16 protein-coding genes are annotated in these 17,605 nt (G+C 61.3%); 6 read left to right on the top strand and 10 right to left on the bottom strand.

The features are described from left to right. Nucleotides 1-2: 2 nt before the first annotated feature. Nucleotides 3-1,484: a methyl-accepting chemotaxis protein gene (locus ACA049_RS21900; RefSeq protein ID WP_497329782.1), complete on the top strand. Its 1,482-nt coding sequence runs from the start codon at nt 3-5 to the stop codon at nt 1,482-1,484. Nucleotides 1,485-1,693: 209 nt separating this feature from the next. Beyond that, nucleotides 1,694-2,059 (top strand): terminase, encoded by a 366-nt coding sequence (locus ACA049_RS21905; RefSeq protein ID WP_497329784.1) that lies wholly within the window; start codon nt 1,694-1,696, stop codon nt 2,057-2,059. On the opposite strand, the gene ACA049_RS21910 is transcribed toward ACA049_RS21905, so the two are convergent. The 3 genes from ACA049_RS21910 to ACA049_RS21920 form a co-directional block, all read right to left on the bottom strand. Further along, complete coding sequence (locus ACA049_RS21910) at nt 2,060-2,857, bottom strand: acyl-CoA thioesterase (RefSeq protein WP_497329786.1); 798 nt, start codon at nt 2,855-2,857, stop codon at nt 2,060-2,062. It abuts the gene before it with no gap. A 228-nt stretch (nt 2,858-3,085) separates the two neighbouring features. Continuing rightward, nucleotides 3,086-3,853 (bottom strand): CHAD domain-containing protein, encoded by a 768-nt coding sequence (locus tag ACA049_RS21915; protein ID WP_497329788.1) that lies wholly within the window; start codon nt 3,851-3,853, stop codon nt 3,086-3,088. A gap of 43 nt (nt 3,854-3,896) precedes the next feature. Further along, the gene (locus ACA049_RS21920; protein ID WP_034150181.1) at nt 3,897-4,175 is read right to left on the bottom strand and encodes a hypothetical protein; all 279 of its coding nucleotides are present in this window, start codon (nt 4,173-4,175) and stop codon (nt 3,897-3,899) included. 221 nt (nt 4,176-4,396) lie between these two features. On the opposite strand from ACA049_RS21920, the gene ACA049_RS21925 reads away from it, so the two are divergent. Next, nucleotides 4,397-5,443 carry a patatin-like phospholipase family protein gene (locus tag ACA049_RS21925; RefSeq protein ID WP_497329790.1) on the top strand — a complete coding sequence of 349 codons (1,047 nt, stop codon included), beginning with the start codon at nt 4,397-4,399 and terminating at the stop codon, nt 5,441-5,443. A 141-nt stretch (nt 5,444-5,584) separates the two neighbouring features. On the opposite strand, the gene ACA049_RS21930 is transcribed toward ACA049_RS21925, so the two are convergent. From ACA049_RS21930 to kdpF, 6 genes are all read right to left on the bottom strand, one after another. Beyond that, the gene (locus ACA049_RS21930; RefSeq protein ID WP_497336936.1) at nt 5,585-6,283 is read right to left on the bottom strand and encodes a response regulator; all 699 of its coding nucleotides are present in this window, start codon (nt 6,281-6,283) and stop codon (nt 5,585-5,587) included. Nucleotides 6,284-6,319: 36 nt separating this feature from the next. Beyond that, nucleotides 6,320-8,971 (bottom strand): DUF4118 domain-containing protein, encoded by a 2,652-nt coding sequence (locus tag ACA049_RS21935; protein WP_497329792.1) that lies wholly within the window; start codon nt 8,969-8,971, stop codon nt 6,320-6,322. Between the two features lie 141 nt (nt 8,972-9,112). Then, a complete protein-coding gene (gene kdpC, locus ACA049_RS21940; RefSeq protein WP_497329794.1) occupies nt 9,113-9,658 on the bottom strand; it encodes a potassium-transporting ATPase subunit KdpC in 546 nt (181 codons plus the stop codon). Nucleotides 9,659-9,814: 156 nt separating this feature from the next. Continuing rightward, nucleotides 9,815-11,872, bottom strand: coding sequence for a potassium-transporting ATPase subunit KdpB (gene kdpB / locus ACA049_RS21945; RefSeq protein ID WP_497329796.1), 2,058 nt, complete (start codon nt 11,870-11,872; stop codon nt 9,815-9,817). Between the two features lie 10 nt (nt 11,873-11,882). Beyond that, nucleotides 11,883-13,577, bottom strand: a complete 1,695-nt coding sequence (gene kdpA / locus ACA049_RS21950; protein WP_497329798.1) for a potassium-transporting ATPase subunit KdpA — start codon at nt 13,575-13,577, stop codon at nt 11,883-11,885. A gap of 8 nt (nt 13,578-13,585) precedes the next feature. Continuing rightward, a complete protein-coding gene (gene kdpF / locus ACA049_RS21955; protein WP_007899818.1) occupies nt 13,586-13,675 on the bottom strand; it encodes a K(+)-transporting ATPase subunit F in 90 nt (29 codons plus the stop codon). A gap of 352 nt (nt 13,676-14,027) precedes the next feature. On the opposite strand from kdpF, the gene rfbC reads away from it, so the two are divergent. The 3 genes from rfbC to ACA049_RS21970 all read left to right on the top strand — a co-directional run bounded on the left by rfbC (nt 14,028) and on the right by ACA049_RS21970 (nt 16,654). After that, on the top strand, nt 14,028-14,573 hold the full coding sequence (rfbC, locus tag ACA049_RS21960; protein ID WP_497329800.1) for a dTDP-4-dehydrorhamnose 3,5-epimerase: 546 nt from the start codon (nt 14,028-14,030) through the stop codon (nt 14,571-14,573). A gap of 303 nt (nt 14,574-14,876) precedes the next feature. Beyond that, nucleotides 14,877-16,241, top strand: coding sequence for an ethanolamine permease (gene eat / locus ACA049_RS21965; protein ID WP_497329802.1), 1,365 nt, complete (start codon nt 14,877-14,879; stop codon nt 16,239-16,241). Nucleotides 16,242-16,486: 245 nt separating this feature from the next. Continuing rightward, complete coding sequence (locus ACA049_RS21970) at nt 16,487-16,654, top strand: DUF2897 family protein (protein ID WP_094468421.1); 168 nt, start codon at nt 16,487-16,489, stop codon at nt 16,652-16,654. Between the two features lie 95 nt (nt 16,655-16,749). Here ACA049_RS21970 and ACA049_RS21975 read toward each other — a convergent pair whose 3' ends face one another. Then, nucleotides 16,750-17,601 (bottom strand): urea carboxylase-associated family protein, encoded by an 852-nt coding sequence (locus ACA049_RS21975; protein WP_497329804.1) that lies wholly within the window; start codon nt 17,599-17,601, stop codon nt 16,750-16,752. Nucleotides 17,602-17,605: the final 4 nt, after the last annotated feature.

Below are 17,605 nucleotides of genomic sequence, written 5' to 3' on the forward strand. Positions count from 1 at the left end.
CCATGGGTGCCTGGCTTAGCAATATCTCGCTGAAATACAAATTCTGGGCGGTCAATGCGGTCGCCTTCTTCACCACCCTCTTGCTGGTGCTGTACGCCGTGCAGCTCGAGCAACAGGCCCGCAGCCACGCGGCTCAAGCGTCGGCTCAGGCCCAGGCTCGCTTGCTCAATGCCTGGCCTGCAGGACAACCGCTGCCCAAGGCCGAGAACCTGCTGACCTTCAGTCGCGGGCAGGCGCCGTTGCTGAATGAGCAGCCGGTGCTGGAACTCGCCGATGCCAATGGCTGGGTCGGAATCAACGTCATGCCGCTGTTCGGCGACAACCCGTTGATGGGCGCCGAGGTGCTTGCTCGTCCCGACGGTCAACAGGTCGCGGTAATCGCTTATGGCCCGAGCCTGAGCCAGGTGTTCAGCGAACGTTTCGCCAATTACGCGGTGGCGGTGTTCATCCTGATGCTGGCGATGCTCGGTGCGTCGCAACTGTTGATCCGCTTCCTGCTGAGTCAGCTCAACACCTTGAAAGATGTGATGCTCCACGTTGAGAAAACCGGCGACCTGTCAGCCCGTGTGCCGCTGGCCGGCAAGGACGAAGTCGGGCAGATGGCCAACGCCTTCAACGCGATGCAGGCCGGTTACCAGCGAGTGGTCAACACCGTCGCCAGCACCGCCCGGCAACTGGATGTCGGCGCGGCGCGGCTGGCCTCGAGCATGAATGAAGTACGTCACGGCATGCTCGGCCAGCAAAGTGAAACCGATCAGGCCGCCACGGCGATCAACGAAATGACCGCCACCGTCTATCACATCGCCCAGCACGCCGGCGCGACCCGCGACCTCTCGCAAACCGCCGACACCTTGGCCGGCAGCGGGCAGGAAGTGGTCAGTCGGGTGCAAAAATCCATCGCCGGGTTGTCCAGCGGCGTGCAGCAGACGGCCGAAATGATCCAGCGCCTTGCCGAGGACAGTCAGAAAATCAACGGCGTGGTCGGCGTGATTCACAGCATTGCCGAGCAGACCAATCTGCTGGCGCTGAATGCCGCGATTGAAGCGGCGCGTGCCGGCGAAATGGGCCGCGGCTTTGCAGTGGTCGCCGATGAAGTGCGCAACCTGGCCAAGCGTGTGCAGACGTCCACCGATGAAATCACTTTGATGGTTTCCGCGTTGCAGGCTGGGACCCGAGACGCGGTGGACTTCATGCAGGAAAGCTCGTTCAAGGCCGACGATTGCGTGCAACAGGCCCAAGAGGCTGGCGCAGCGTTGGCGCATATCACCAGCGCAGTGGCGCAGATGCGCGAAAGCAATACGCAGATTGCGGTGGCGGCCGAGCAGCAAAGTCAGGTTGCGGAAGAGATGAACCGGGCGGTAGTGAGTATTCGCGATGTGACCGAGAACACGGTGCAGCAGACGGTGGATTCGGCGACTACCAGTAATGAGCTGGCGGCGTTGGCTGGGGAATTGAATAAGGCCATAGGGCAGCTCAAGCTGTAAGGCCCCTTCGCGGGCAAGCCTCGCTCCTACAAGGGTTGGCGATGCTTTTGATGTTGTAGGCGCGAGGCTTGCCCGCGAAGGCGTCAGACCGGTCCCAATCAATCCCGACCATGGCCGCTATCACTCCGATAGCCAACCTTGATTCGCCGCCCGCATAAGCCAAGCCTATTCTTCAATCATGTGTTCAACATGGATCGAGGATCAGCATCATGGGCAAACGTCACCCCAACCTTCCCGCCTGGCAATGGCGCGCGTACCCCGGCAATCACCAGCACCCGACTAACCTGGTGCTACACCTGATTGCGGTGCCGCTGTTTATCGTGGCGTTTTTGCTGATTGTCTCGGGGGTGTTCGGCCTGAGTTTTGCGAACTTCGCCATCGGCGTCATTGGCGTGATCGCCGCGCTGGGCTTGCAGCGCCATGGCCACAGCCTGGAGGCGCAAGCCTCCGAGCCGTTCAGTGATCGCAAAGATGCGCTCTCGCGCTTGCTGGTCGAGCAGTTCCTGACCTTCCCGCGATTCTTCCTCAGCGGCGGCTGGTGGCGCGCCTGGCGTGAGCGCCACAGTCGTCACTGATCAGGCGAAAATCGTTACCGTTTGGCGGCTCATGGCGATCAGCTGACCGTCCGCGCGCCACAGTTTCGCCGCTGCGTGACCGTAGCCGTCGGCGCCATGCTCGATTTCAACCAGGTATTTGCACCAGTCCAGCGTGCTCAATTCAAGCAACGGCTGGACGAATTCGATGGTCCAGGTCAGCGTGCTGCCCATCGCGGGCTTGTTCAGGTGCGGCAACAGGGCCGGTGGCCAGGCGTCCACCAGCGCCAGAATATGCGCCTCACTGACCGCCTCTTCCTTCACGTCCCCACGCAAACGCACCCAGCCGCCCATCTCGCGGGATTTGTTGCCGGTGAACGGCAGACCGCCGACACTCCAGCGCATCGCCAGATGCCGCATGAATTCCGGGAGTACGCCTTTGATGTACGGCAGTTCCTGGCACTCGTCCCAGTGTTTCATTTCAGGTGCAGGCTCGGCCGCGACCGCGACTTCGGAAGGTCGTGAGGCACCGAAGCTGCCCTGGACCAACGTCACCACCTGGCCCTTCTGCATCGCCCGGCCCAGCACCTGGCTGACGGCTTTGCCTTCGCGCAGCACATCGACCTCAAAACTGACCGGCACTTCGGGTTCGACCGGCCCGACGAAGGTGATCGCCAGCGAACGCACCGGTCGGTCCGCCGGGACTTTTGCGCGCATGGCTTCGTATTGCAACGCGGCCACCAGGCCACCGAAACTGGCACGCCCCTGCGCCCATTCGGCCGGGATAGACAGCTCCAGCGGCTGGCTGCGGACGGCATCGAGCAGATCGGAAAAGCGCATGAAGACCTCGAGACACAAAAAAGTTGTTGTGATCTTAACCAGCCGACGAAAGCGGCACAGCGCTTATTCCGGCCAAATAGACTGACAGATAAGCCGGATACACACGGCCCCCTGTAGGAGCTGTCGAGTGAAACGAGGCTGCGATCTTTTGATCTTGTTTTTAAAAAATCAAAGTCAAAAGATCGCAGCCTCGTTTCACTCGACAGCTCCTACAGGGATTTAGGGGGGTCAGGATTTGAAGCAGGTGGCGCTGAGTTTGTCGAGGACGCGATCGGCGCGACCTTCGGCCTTGGCCATGGTGGTTTTCCAGACCGCGACGCAAGGTTGCAGATCGGGTTCCTGTTCAGCCTTGGCCAGCCATTGAAAACAGTCATGCCATTCGCCCAGGGCACCTTGCGCAGACTTCAAGCGCGGCATCGCCGCTTCAGGCAATCGATCCAGTTCGGGATAGGCGTCGATGCCATAGCGCACACGCTTGATCAGCAGGCGCAAGCGATGGCGATCGTGGGCAGGATCGTGCAGGGCCTCATCCAGCTTCTTCCATTGTTTGGCGAGGCGTTTTTCGATGCGTTTGCGCAAGCCCTTGAGCAAACCCTGGCGTTGGGAGGCACGGATAAAACGCGGAAAAGCATCGAGGATCATCAACAACTGCGTCACTTCGGGGCTGGTCGCCACCACCGGATACGCCGCAGACATCTGCGCCATGCGCCGTTGCGCCGCCTCGGGTTGATCGTGCTTGAGCAAGTACGCCGCCAGCACCTCGCGATCGCGCAACGGCGTGGTCAACTCGCCCACCCGGGACGCCGCCGCTTCCAGCTGCTCGACCCCGGGGAGCCCGCGTAGCGGGCGCAACAGACTGCGCAAACGGCGAACCGTGGTGCGCAGGTCGTGCAGCGCTTCCGGGTCGGTGCGCGCACTCAAACGCGCCTGGCACGCCAGCAGACGAACTTCCAGACCCAGAACATGAGCCACCAACCGATCAACCAAGGCAGACATCGTTTGCTCCCTGAAGCGAATTTCCGTAAGCCTAGATCATGCCTCAACGACCAGCGCGTGACTCACGAATATAGAAGCGCGCCTTCTCGGCCTTCTTGGTGCAGCCCTCGAAGCCTTCGAATTGCTGCTGGGTCTTGGCCGCCGTCAACAACGACAAGGCCTTGGAGTAGCTGACGGTGCCGGCGAAACCTTCGGCCTTGGCCAGGTCCAGTTCATGCCATGCCGCATCGAGGTTGCTACCGCAGCTGTCACGGTAAGCGGTTTTGCCGGCACAACCGGCGAGCGCCAGGGCAATCAAAGGCACACAGATCCAGGCTTTCATCACTCACACCTCAAGAATAGGTAAACAGTCGTGCAGGTAAGACGGTCTGGCACGTGAAAAGTGCCTTGGTCCGCCGCGCAAACTTTGGCGCTTGCGAGAATACCCATGTGCCGCCATAGAGTGTCGAAAAAACGACGTGTTTGCCCCACCGAGCGACCTTAGCGATTGAAGCGCGCCCCTCGATGGGTGCATTGTTGAACCTTGTCAGACGAGGGCGATTCATGAAAAAGCGTGTCGCACTGGTGCTGGGCTCAGGCGGAGCACGGGGCTATGCCCATATCGGTGTCATTGAAGAAATCGAACGGCGCGGCTACGACATCGCCTGCATTGCGGGTTGCTCGATGGGCGCCGTGGTCGGCGGAATCTACGCCGCCGGCAAACTCGACGATTATCGCGACTGGATCGAAAGCCTGGACTACCTCGACGTCTTGCGTCTGGTGGACGTCAGTTTCCGCTTGGGCGCGATTCGCGGGGAAAAAGTCTTCGGGCAGATCCGCAAGATCGTCGGCGAGATCAATATCGAAGACCTGCGCATTCCCTACACGGCGGTGGCCACTGACCTGACCAACCAGCAGGAAATCTGGTTCCAGGAAGGTTGCCTGCACCAGGCCATGCGTGCGTCGGCGGCGATTCCCAGCCTGTTCACCCCGGTGATGCAGGGCAATCGCATGCTGGTGGACGGCGGCATCCTCAACCCTTTGCCGATCGTGCCTGTGGTGTCGAGTCATTGCGACCTGATCATCGCAGTCAACCTTAACTCCACCAACCAGCGCCACTATCAACTGCCGGTGATCCAGCGCCCGGCGGCGTTCAAGACCCGGTTCGACAGCCTGATCAATTCGCTGGGATCGAAACTGCCGTTCCGCCGCAAACAGGCGGAACAATTGCTGCTGCTGGAAAAGGAAGCCTTGATGGCCGAAGCGGCCGATATCAACCCCTGGATCGAATCCGCCGAACCCGAAGCCCAGCAACCGGCGGCCGCCCCTGAACGCGAGGGTGCGCCGAAGTCCGCCACAGGTTCGTTCATCATCGACAACGTCGGGCCGGCGTCCTTGCTGGACCTGATCAACCAAAGTTTCGAGGTGATGCAGACGTCGTTGGCGCAGTACAAGATTGCCGGATATCCGCCGGATATCCTGATCAACGTGCCGAAACGGGTGTGTCGGTTTTTCGAGTTTTACAAGGCGCCGGAGTTGATCGCGCTGGGACGGGAGATTGCTCGGGATACGCTGGATCGGTATGAGAATGAGCAGACTCGGGATTCTTGAAGTTCTCGGGTGATTGATCCGGCCTCTTCGCGGGCAAGCCTCGCTCCTACAGGATTTGAATCGTTCGCGAGCTTTGTGAACGACTCAAATCCTGTAGGAGCGAGGCTTGCCCGCGAAGACAATAGTCCGGACACCAAAAATCTAGAAACTGCTTTCACTCAACAACCGATACCCAACCCCCGCCTCGGTCACGATGAACCTGGGCTGAGTCGGATCATCCGCCAGTTTCTGGCGCAAATGCCCCACCACAATCCGCAGGTAATGACTGTCCTCGGTATGCGTCGGCCCCCAGATATCTTTCAGCAGTTGCTGCTGCGTGATCACCCGCCCGGGATGCCGCGCCAATTGCGCCAGCACCGCATACTCCTTGCGGGTCAGCGCGACTTCGGTGCCGTCGAGCAGCACTCGGCGATACGCCAGGTCCACGGTCAGCGGGCCGAACGTCAATGCCGCCTGCTGAGCTTCGCCAACCGGCGCCTGACGCAACAAGGCCCGCACCCGGGCGAGGAACTCCTGAATACCAAACGGCTTCGTCACGTAGTCGTTGGCGCCGCCATCGAGCGCTTGCACCTTCTGCCCTTCGCTGGCACGCACCGAGAGCACCAGCACCGGCACCGTCGACCATTCGCGAAACTCGCGCAGCACTTGCTGGCCGTCCATGTCCGGCAGGCCGAGATCGAGCACCAGCAAGTCGGGTTTGTTCAGCGCCGCCTGGGCCAGGCCTTCGTTGCCAGTGCCAGCCTCCAGCACTTTGTAGCCCTGGGAAGTGAGGCTGATGCGCAGGAATTTGCGGATCTGCGGTTCGTCGTCGATGACCAAAATGGTCGCGGTCTGGCTCATGGTTTCCGGTCGCGGCATGGAGATGTCCAAAGGGTATCAGGCTTCACTTTCAAAGCCCGGCTGTTCCTGCAAGGGCAAGTGCAGTGTGATGCAGGTGCCGCGCCCCTCGATGCCGTCGGCGACGCTGATCCGACCGCCATGGGCGCCGACCATGCCCTGACAGATCGCCAGCCCCAACCCCGTGCCCTGCCCGCCCCGATCACCGCGGGCGGCGGTGTAGAACATGTCGAAAATCTTCGCCCGCTCCTCCTCCGGAATCCCTGGGCCCTCATCGCTGACCGAGAAAAACAGTTCGCTGTCGTCGGCCCCGGCGCGCAATTGCAATCGACCGTGAGCCGGTGAAAAACGCGCAGCGTTTTCCAGCACGTTGACCAGCGCCTGCTCGATCAGCGCGGCATGCACGTACAGCAGCGGCAACTCGGCCGGTACTTCGGTGCTGACTTGCAACGGCGCCAGCACCGCGCGCAGGCGATTGAGTGAACTGCCGACGATGTCAGCCGGCGACACCCAGTCGCGCGCCAGCTTCAACGCGCCGTGACCGAGGCGGGTCATGTCCAGCAGGTTTTGGATGTAACGGTCGAGGCGCTCGGCTTCATCGCGGGTGCCTTCGAGCAATTCGCGGCGATCCTCCAGCGGGATGGCTTCACCGAGGGCCAGCAAGCTGTCGATGCTACCGCGCATGGACGTCAGCGGCGTGCGCAAATCGTGGGACACCGACGCCAGCAAGGCGCTGCGCAGTTGCTCGGTTTCGCCATGCAGGCGCGCCGCTTCCAGGTCTTCGGCCAGTTGCGCGCGTGCCAACGCCTGAGCCAGCGGCTGACTCAACGCCGTCAACAAACGCCGACGCTGACCGCTCAAGGTCTGGCCTTCTTTGGCACACACCCCGAGCAGCGCCAACGGTCCGTCCTCCACCGATAACGGCCACCACCACCAACGCCCGAACGGCAGCGTGCCCGTGCCCGCACCCGCCGGCTGGTCGTGTTGCCAGGCCCAATCGGCGGCGGCGCGTTCGGCTTCGGAAAACTCCAGCGGACCACCGGTTTCGACCTTCCAGCCGCCCTGGCCGTCTTGGTTGAGCAGGCACAATTGCAGATCGCTCCAGCCGTTGAGGTGCTGGGCTGCGGCGCTGACCACGGCCTGGCGGTCGGTGGCAGCGGTGAGTTTGCGTGACAGGTCGAGCAGTTCGGTGGTCTCTTCCTGGGTATCGCGCAGCGCCTGCAATTGCCGCCGTTGCCGCGCCGCGAGGTTACCGGTGAGGGCCGCCATCAGCAGGAAGAACAGCAAGGTCAGCACGTCTTCTTCGCGCTGGATGCTGAACGAGAAATTTGGCGGAATGAACAGAAAGTCGTAGGTCAGAAACGACAGCGCCGCACAGGCCAGCGCCGGGCCGAGACTGCTGCGCACCGCCACCAGCAACACGGCAGCAAGGAATACCAGCGAGATGTTCGGCAGCGGCAAAACGCTCGCCACTGCCCAGGCCAACGCACTGGCCAAAACCGTCGCCACCACCGCCAACGCGTAGTCGAACCAGACCAGCGAGTGAGACGATCGTTGACGTGGCTGATGCTGTTCGTGATCGCTGTCGAGGACGTTGATTTCCAGCCCACGCGCATCGCGCAGCAAGCGTGACGCCAGACCGCCACCGAACAACCGCCGACGCAGACGTTGGCGCGATTGACCGACCAGCACCAGGCTGGCACGGCGTTCGGCGGCGTGCTGAATCAAGGTCTTGGCGACTTCGCCCGCCCGCAGCAACACCACTTCGCCGCCGAGGCGCTCGGCCAGTTGCTGGGCGCTTTGCAGGCGCAGGCGCGATTGCTCGTCGCGCACGCTGCCGTTGTCCACGTGCACCAGACTCCATGGCAGATGTCGACGCTGGGCGACACGGCTGGCGTGACGAACCAGGCGTTCAGCCTGAGCATCGCCATCGACGCCGACCAACAATCGTCCGCGCACCGCTGGCGCCGCTTGGCCGAGCTGGCGATAACCCTGGGCCAGGTCATTATCGACCTGCGCCGCGGCGGTTTGCATGGCCAGTTCGCGCAGGGCCGTGAGGTTGGTCTGGGTGAAGAAGGCATCGATGGCCGCCCGCGCCTGTTCCGGCACATAGACCTTGCCGTCGCGCAGACGCTCAAGCAGTTCGCGTGGCGGCAGGTCGATCAGCAGCAGTTCGTAGGCTTCTTGCAGCACCCAGTCCGGCAGGGTTTCGCGAACCTGTACGCCGGTGATCCCGCGCACTTGATCGTTGAGGCTTTCGAGGTGCTGAACGTTGACCGTGGTGAACACGTCGATGCCGGCGGCGAGCAGTTCCTGGATGTCTTGCCAGCGCTTGGCGTGACGGCTGCCGGGGGCATTGCTGTGGGCCAGTTCGTCCACCAGCACCAGTTTCGGCTGGGCCGCGAGCAGGCCGTCGAGGTCCATTTCTTCGAGCATCACGCCCCGGTATTCCGAGCGCACCAACGGCTGTTGCGGCAAGCCGCCGAGCAGCGCTTCGGTCTCGGCGCGACCGTGGGTCTCGACCACGCCGGCGATGACTTTCACGCCTTGGCGCAATTGGGTGTGGGCCGCTTGCAGCATGGCGTAGGTCTTGCCGACACCGGGCGCGGCGCCGAGGAAAACCTTGAGCCGGCCACGGCCATCGCGGGGCAGGTCTGCTAACAGCGCGTCGGCGCGGCCGGAGTCACTCATGCTTGAAGCTCACTTTATTCAGGTGTTGATGTGGTGATTGTTCTGTCGCCATCGCTAGCAGGCTAGCTCCCACATTGGATTTGTGGACACTGAAGATCCCCTGTGGGAGCCAGCCTGCTGGCGATTGGCGGCACCACCGATTTACAGGTTTTCCAGCGCAATGTTCAACGCCAGCACATTAACCACTGGCGGGCCAACGAGCGGTTGCTCGACATGCGCATCCATCAGTTGCTGAAGCGTAGACACCGGCAAATTACGCGCCGCCGCGACACGCGCCAGTTGATAGGCAATCGCTGCCGGTGGCAAGTGCGGATCAAGCCCGCTGCCGGAGGTGGTCACCATCGCCAAAGGCACTGGCCCCTGGCCCGGCACCAACAGTTTGTTGGCATCGTCAATCACCCGCGTCGCCAACGCCGGATTACTCGGCGAAAGGTTGCTGGCGCCGCTCGACACAGTGGCAAACGCGCCGGCCGATGGCCGTGGATGGAACCAGGCATCACCGACGAAATCCTGGGCAATCAGCGATGAGCCGCGGACTTTGCCGTCGGCGTCGCGCACCAGGCTGCCATTGGCTTGATCCGGGAACGCGACCTGGGCGACACCGGTGACGACCAAAGGGTAAGCGACGCCGGTGATCAGGGTCATCAGCACGAGCAGGCTCAGTGCCGGACGTATCATTGTGGACATTTCAAAATCCTCGAATTCAAAAAAACAAGTACCGCGTTCATTCTGGTGGACCGTGTCGAGTCCTTCGCGAGCAAGCCCGCTCCCACATTTGAAATGCATTCCCCTATGGGAGCGGGCTTGCTCGCGAAGGCGGCGTGCCTGGCACACCGCTCAGGGTCAGACCAGATGCAACGCCGTCAACAGCATATCGATGGCCTTGATGCCCACGAACGGCACCAGAATCCCGCCCAACCCATAGATCAGCAAATTGCGTCGCAGCAACGCCGCCGCACTCGCCGCCTGCACTCGCACCCCACGCAGTGCCAGCGGGATCAGCACCACAATGATCAAGGCGTTGAACACGATTGCCGAGAGAATCGCGCTCTGCGGACTGGTCAATTGCATGACGTTCAACACGCCCAGTTGCGGGTAGATCGAAGCAAACAGCGCCGGCAGGATCGCGAAGTATTTGGCCACGTCGTTGGCGATGGAGAACGTCGTCAGCGCACCGCGGGTCACCAGCAATTCCTTGCCGATTTGCACCACGTCCAGCAGCTTGGTCGGGTCGCTGTCGAGGTCGACCATGTTCGCCGCCTCGCGCGCGGCTTGCGTGCCATCGTTCATCGCCATGCCCACGTCTGCCTGGGCCAGAGCCGGGGCGTCGTTGGCGCCGTCGCCGCACATGGCGACCAGGCGACCGTCGTTCTGCTCGTGGCGAATGCGTGCCAGTTTTTTCTCTGGCGTGGCCTCGGCCAGCACGTCATCGACACCCGCTTCGGCAGCAATCGCTGCGGCAGTCAGCGGGTTGTCGCCAGTCACCATGACCGTGCGGATCCCCAGTTTGCGCAGCTCGGCGAAACGCTCGCGGATACCGGGCTTGACCACGTCCTTGAGATGAATCGCACCGAGCAATTTACCCTCGGCGCAGACCAGCAACGGTGTGCCGCCGCTCTGCGCAATCTTGTCGATTTCCCGGGACAGGGCCGGTGCAAGATCGGCACGTTTCAGACCGACGAAAGCCAGCAGCGAATCCACCGCGCCTTTACGGTACACGCGGCCTTGATAGTCGACGCCGGACAAACGGGTTTCAGCGCTGAAGGGCACAGCGGTCAACACCTCGGCGGACGGCTCAGGTTGCGGGTGAATCCCGCGCAGGTATTCGACGATGGACTTGCCTTCAGCGGTGTCGTCGGCAAGCGAAGCGAACAACGCACCTTCGGCCAGCTCCTTCGCGGTGACGCCGGGCGCTGCATAAACAGCGGTGCAGCGACGGTTACCGAAGGTGATGGTGCCGGTCTTGTCCAGCAGCAGGACGTGCACGTCCCCCGCCGCTTCCACGGCGCGACCGGACTTGGCGATCACGTTCAGGCGCACCAGACGGTCCATCCCGGCGATACCGATGGCCGATAACAGACCGCCAATGGTGGTCGGAATCAGCGTGACCAATAACGCCACGAGGAACACCAGCGGCAGGCTGCCATTGGCGAAGTGGGCGAACGGCTGCAGGGTCACCACCACCAGCAGGAAGATCAGAGTCAGGCCGATCAGCAGGATGTCGAGCGCCACTTCGTTCGGAGTTTTCTGCCGTTTGGCACCTTCGACCAGGGCGATCATGCGGTCCAAGGTCGACTCGCCCGGGTTGGCGGTGATGCGCACCAGCAGCCAGTCAGAGACCAGGCGGGTGTTGCCGGTGACGGCCGAACGGTCGCCCCCGGATTCGCGAATCACCGGTGCGGATTCACCGGTAATCGCCGCTTCGTTGACGGCTGCAATGCCTTCGATGACCTCGCCGTCACCCGGAATCATTTCCCCGGCTTCGACGCGCACCACATCGCCTTTGCGCAGGCTGGTGGCGGGCACCACCTGGAACACGCCGTTGCTGGTTTTGCGCCGGGCGCTCAGGCCTTCACTGCCAGCCTTGAGGCTGTCGGCGCGGGCCTTGCCGCGACCTTCGGCCAACGCTTCGGCGAAGTTGGCGAACAGCACGGTGAACCACAGCCACAACGCGATTTGCGCAGCGACGAAGGTCGGCACGGCACTGTCGGGAATGAAGCACAGCACGGTGGTCAGGATCGCGGTCAGTTCGACCACCAGCATCACCGGCGCACGCTGCAATTGCCGCGGGTCGAGCTTCACGAAGGCTTGCACCAGCGCCGGACGCCACAGGGCCGAGATCGCGGTTTTCGGTTGTTCCGGCGCCTTGGCGACGACGGTTTTGGTTACGGGCATATTCATCATCAGATCCTCAGAAGCCCATGCTCAAGTGTTCAGCAATCGGGCCCAGCGCCAGCGTCGGCAAGAAGGTCAAGCCACCCACCAGCAAAATGGTCACGGTCAGCAGGGTCACGAACAGCGGGCCATGGGTCGGGAAGCTGTTCTGGCCGATCGGCGCGGTCTTCTTCATCGCCAGGCTGCCGGCCAACGCCAGTACCGGGAGGATGTAACCGAAGCGACCGATCAACATGCCCAGACCGAGCATCAGGTTGTGGAACGCGGTGTTGGCACCGAAACCGCCGAACGCCGAACCGTTGTTGGCACTGGCCGAGGTGTAGGCGTACAGCAACTGGCTGAAACCGTGGGCGCCGGGGTTACTCACCGCCGCGACCGGACCGGGCAGGCTCGCAGCAATCGCGCCAAGCACCAGCACGCCGACCGGCATCACCAGCAAGGTCACCACCAGCAATTGCACTTCTTTGGCCTGCAGTTTCTTGCCGAGGTATTCCGGCGTGCGACCGATCATCAGGCCGGCGAGGAACACCGCGATCAACACGTTGAGCAACATGCCGTAGAGCCCGGCACCGACGCCGCCGAAGATCACTTCACCGACCATCATGTTGACCATCGCGACCATGCCGCTCAGCGGATTGAGGCTGTCGTGCATCCCATTGACCGAGCCGTTGGACGCCGCCGTGGTGGTCACCGACCACAGCACGGTGGCGGTGGTGCCGAAGCGCGCTTCCTTGCCTTCCAGCGGCGCGGTCTGTTCGACGGCGACGTTGTTCAAAGTCGGGTTCGGTTGGTACTCGGCCCACAGCGAAGTCGCGCCGCCGATCAAGAACAGCGCCAGCATGCAGGCGATGATCGCGCGGCTCTGACGCAGGTCTTTCACGTAATGGCCGAAGGTGAACACCAGGGCGACCGGGATCAAGATGATCGAGGCCATCTCGAACAGGTTGCTCCACGCCGTCGGGTTCTCGAACGGGTGCGCCGAGTTGACGCCGAAGAAGCCACCGCCGTTGGTGCCCAGTTGCTTGATCGCAATCTGGCTGGCAGCCGGGCCGAGCGGAATCACCTGATCGACACCCTGCATGGTCACAGCATTCACGTATTGCGCGAAGGTTTGCGGCACGCCCTGCCAGACCAGGTACAGCGCCAGCAGCAGGCACAGCGGCAACAGGCCGTAGAGGGTAGCGCGGGTCATGTCGACCCAGAAATTGCCGAGGGTCTTGGTCGATTTGCGACCGATACCGCGGCACAGCGCAACCAATACCGCCAGGCCCGTGGCGGCGCTGACGAAGTTCTGCACGGTGAGGCCGACCATCTGACTCAGGTAGCTGAGCGACGCTTCGCCGCTATAGGCCTGCCAGTTGGTGTTGGTCATGAAACTGACAGCGGTGTTGAACGCCAGCGTCCACTCCTGGCCCGGCAGGTTTTGCGGGTTCAGCGGCAAGTGGTCCTGGAACAACAGGATCACGAACAACAGCAAGAAGCCCGCAAGGTTGAAGGCGAGCAAGGCCAGGGTGTATTTCTGCCAACTCTGCTCGACCTGCGGATCGACGCCGGCCACCCGATAACAGCCACGCTCGACCGGTCCGAGGATCGGCGTCAGCCAAGTGCGCTGCCCTTCCATGACCTTGTAGTAGAACCGTCCGAGAAACGGTGCCGGTATCAGCACCACGGCGAAGAAGGCCAGGATCAGCCAATAGTCATAACTGTGCATAGCCGCTCCTAGTTCCGGTCCGCGCGCAACAGCGCAACCAACAGATAAATGAACAGCCCCACTGCCAATAGCAGTGACACCCCGTCCAGAACGCTCATGGAAGTTCTCCGTGTTACGGCGTATTGCCGCGTGTGGAGTCATTGTCGGCAGGGAGGCTGTAAAGGAACGAGATCGAGGGGGTTGGCTGGGCATAAAGAAAGCGTAAAGAGTGGGTTTATGGCTTTGTTACAGCGGTGTTTGCACGAGCGGCTTCGCGGACAAGACTTTCCTCTGACTGATTTTGTCGGCTGATTGGGCGCCCGGAATGAATAGAGGTGCATGGCTTGCCCACGATGGGAGATCACCGAATGGCGGCATCAACTGCCCGACCAACTAACCACCTCTGCCGCTCGCATCCGGTTGCAGTTTGAGCAAGAATGTCGGCCCCCGAAATCCTTTGCAGGAAAAACCATGAATATTGTCACCACCGATTTACCCGGTGTTCTGATTATCGAACCGAAGGTTTTTGGTGACGATCGAGGCTTTTTTTACGAGAGCTTCAATGCCAAGGCCTTTCAACTGGCGACTGGTCTGGATACCCGATTCGTTCAGGACAACCATTCGCGCTCTCTAAAAGGCGTATTGCGCGGGCTGCATTACCAGTTGGAAAACACACAAGGCAAACTGGTTCGCGTGACCGCTGGCGAAGTACTTGACGTCGCCGTAGACATCCGTCGCAGCTCGCCGCACTTCGGCAAATGGGTTGCGGTGCGCTTGTCCGCCGAAAATCATCGCCAGCTCTGGGTGCCGGAAGGTTTCGCGCATGGTTTTGTGGTGTTGAGCGAATTCGCCGAGTTTCTCTACAAAACCACTGACTACTACACCCCGTCTGCCGAACGCAGCATCCGCTGGGATGACCCGGACCTGGCCATCGATTGGCAACTGGACGAAGCTCCGCGGCTATCCGGGAAGGATCAGGCTGCGGAATTCTTCAAGGATGCCGAGGTTTTTTCCTGAACCTTGGACCTGTGTTTGTCAGGCGCCTTAATTTAAGGTTTGCCTGCTTCTTGGCGAGCAGCCTCGCTCTTACAGTTGAAACGCGCCAGCCCGGATAACCCCCTTCCCCTGTGGAGCGGGCTTGCTCGCGAAGGCGGCATCACAGGCAACAACGCCCCTAACTGATGCACAAAATCTGCCCTTCCAGCAGCGAACATCCCCGATACGACACCTTTTTACGCTTTACGACTGCTATCACAACACTGGCACGTCCACTGCAGACGCCCTCCCCGAAGCTGTCCAAACGGTTCAGGGAGCAAACGCATGAACACACAACTAAAACCCACGCTGGGCACGTTGCACCTGTGGGGCATCGCGGTCGGGCTGGTGATTTCCGGTGAATACTTCGGCTGGAGTTACGGCTGGGGCGTGGCGGGCACACTCGGTTTTCTGGTGACCTCATTCATGGTCGCCACGATGTACACCTGCTTCATCTTCAGTTTCACCGAGCTGACGACGGCGATTCCCCATGCCGGAGGTCCCTTTGCCTACAGCCGGCGCGCCTTTGGCGAGAAAGGCGGATTGATCGCCGGACTGGCGACGCTGATTGAATTCGTCTTCGCGCCACCGGCGATTGCCTTGGCAATTGGTGCGTACCTGAATGTGCAATTCCCGGCTCTAGACCCGAAACACGCAGCGGTCGGCGCTTACATCGTGTTCATGGGCCTGAACATTCTCGGCGTGAAACTGGCCGCCACCTTCGAGTTGATTGTCTGCGTATTGGCCGTGGCGGAACTTCTGGTGTTCATGGGCGTGGTCGCCCCGGCATTCAGCTTCAGTAACTTTGCCCTGAATGGCTGGGCCGGCTCCGATGTGTTTGGCGCACCTGCAATTGCCGGGATGTTCGCCGCGATCCCGTTTGCGATCTGGTTTTTTCTGGCCATCGAAGGCGCAGCGATGGCCGCCGAAGAAGCCAAGGACCCGAAACGCACGATCCCGAAGGCCTACATCAGCGGCATCCTGACCCTGGTATTGCTGGCGATGGGCGTGATGTTCTTTGCCGGCGGCGTTGGCGACTGGCGTACCTTGTCGAACATCAACGACCCGCTGCCACAGGCCATGAAAGCCGTGGTCGGCGAAAGCTCGGGCTGGTTGCACATGTTGGTGTGGATCGGCCTGTTCGGCCTGGTGGCGAGTTTTCACGGGATCATCCTCGGCTACTCGCGACAGTTCTTCGCCCTCGCCCGCGCCGGTTACCTGCCGGCGTCGCTGGCCAAACTGTCGCGCTTCCAGACGCCACACCGGGCAATCATTGCCGGCGGCGTGATTGGTATCGCGGCGATCTACAGCGACGGCCTGATCAACCTCGGCGGCATGACACTGACTGCGGCGATGATCACCATGGCGGTGTTCGGCGCAATCGTGATGTACATCATGAGCATGCTCAGTCTGTTCAAACTACGTAAAACCGAGCCGAACCTGGAGCGCACCTTCCGCGCGCCGTGCTATCCGTTGGTGCCGATGATTGCGTTGCTGCTGGCGGTGGTGTGCCTGGTGGCGATGGCCTGGTTCAACACACTGATCGGGTTGATCTTCGTTGGCTTCATGGCGGTGGGTTTCGTGTACTTCATGCTCACGGCGCAACTGCGCGCCGATGCACCGGCGGATGCGATGTTGACCGGGCTGTAAGACCTTTGTAGGAGCTGTCGAGTGAAACGAGGCTGCGATCTTTTGATCTTGCTTTTAAAAAGATCAAGATCAAAAGATCGCAGCCTCGTTTCACTCGACAGCTCCTACAAGTCTCCTACACGATTGGCGGGTAGATTGGGGATATGAGGCCTAGAATGGAACCACTGCGAAATGAAATCGCTCAAAGTGGTATGCACGATCGATTGGCGAAACCCGCCAATCGGCCTGCCCTCAAGGAGAGCCCTATGCCCTGGTATGCCTGGTTGATTCTGGTCGTTGCAATCGGCTCGATCGTTGGTGGTTTGATGATGCTGCGAGACACCGCCAACAAGGTCGATCTGACCGAAGAGCAACGTAAACGCGTCGCGGAACGCAACGCGGAAGCGGATGCCAAGGATGCGCAGGACCGCTAAAAAAAACTGCTGATCAGCTTCTGTAGGAGCGAGGCTTGCCCGCGAAGGCGATCTCAGGGACGCCTTCGCGGGCAAGCCTCGCTCCTACGTACCGATTATTTTTCCCAGTCTGCCTTGGCAATGTGCAGGCCATGCAGCCCTTTGTACGCGGCACGTTCCGGCTGGCTCCAGCCCTTGAGCAACGAATCCTCCAACCGATAAATCTCTACCCCGAGCGGGCGACAGACGCTCAGCGGATCCTGCGCATCCGGGCCCCACATCGCCAGCGACAGATCCCCTCCCGGACAGGTCGATAACGCACACAGCAAATCGATCTCGGCGAAGAACTCCAGGTAATCGCCCTTCTGCGCCGGACAGGCTTTCATGAAATACATGTCGTCGTGGTTCAGGCCGGTGCACTGGAAAATGTTCAGCACGTCATGCACGTCGAACTCGGTCAGACCATGGGGCAACACGGCGCGCGTCAGGTTGGAATGGCAGTGATGGTGAAAATCCTCGCCGGTGAGCATTTTGTTCACATAGGGATCGCAGCGAGTGCCGAGCAGATCGTGCAAACGACCGCCATGTTCGTCGATGCCGTAACTGGCCAGGCTGTCGTCGGTGATGGTCACCAGCGGCCGCAGAAAAGGCAGGTTGGACCAGAGCCGGTCATGGGTGCTGACATGGGCGCCCTGCAGCTGCCGGGTGCGCGCCGCCCATAGCCGCTCGCGCGGGTCGTGGGCATTCCAGACATTGAAGTCGCCGACTTGCGGGCCGACTGGCGTTGTCACGCGAAACACATGCCCGGCCGGCACGTTCCAAGCGCGCCCGGTACGGATCGGCACTTCGAACTGTTCGATCAGCGTACGGCCCTCCTTCGCGTCGCGGATCCCTTCGTAAAAGGCTTTGTCCACCTGCAAGGCCGAGCCTTTGCTGACTTGATAGGCCGCCGGATAGTCTTTGTACATGGCT

It is taken from the genome of Pseudomonas sp. LBUM1662 (genome assembly GCF_059695915.1).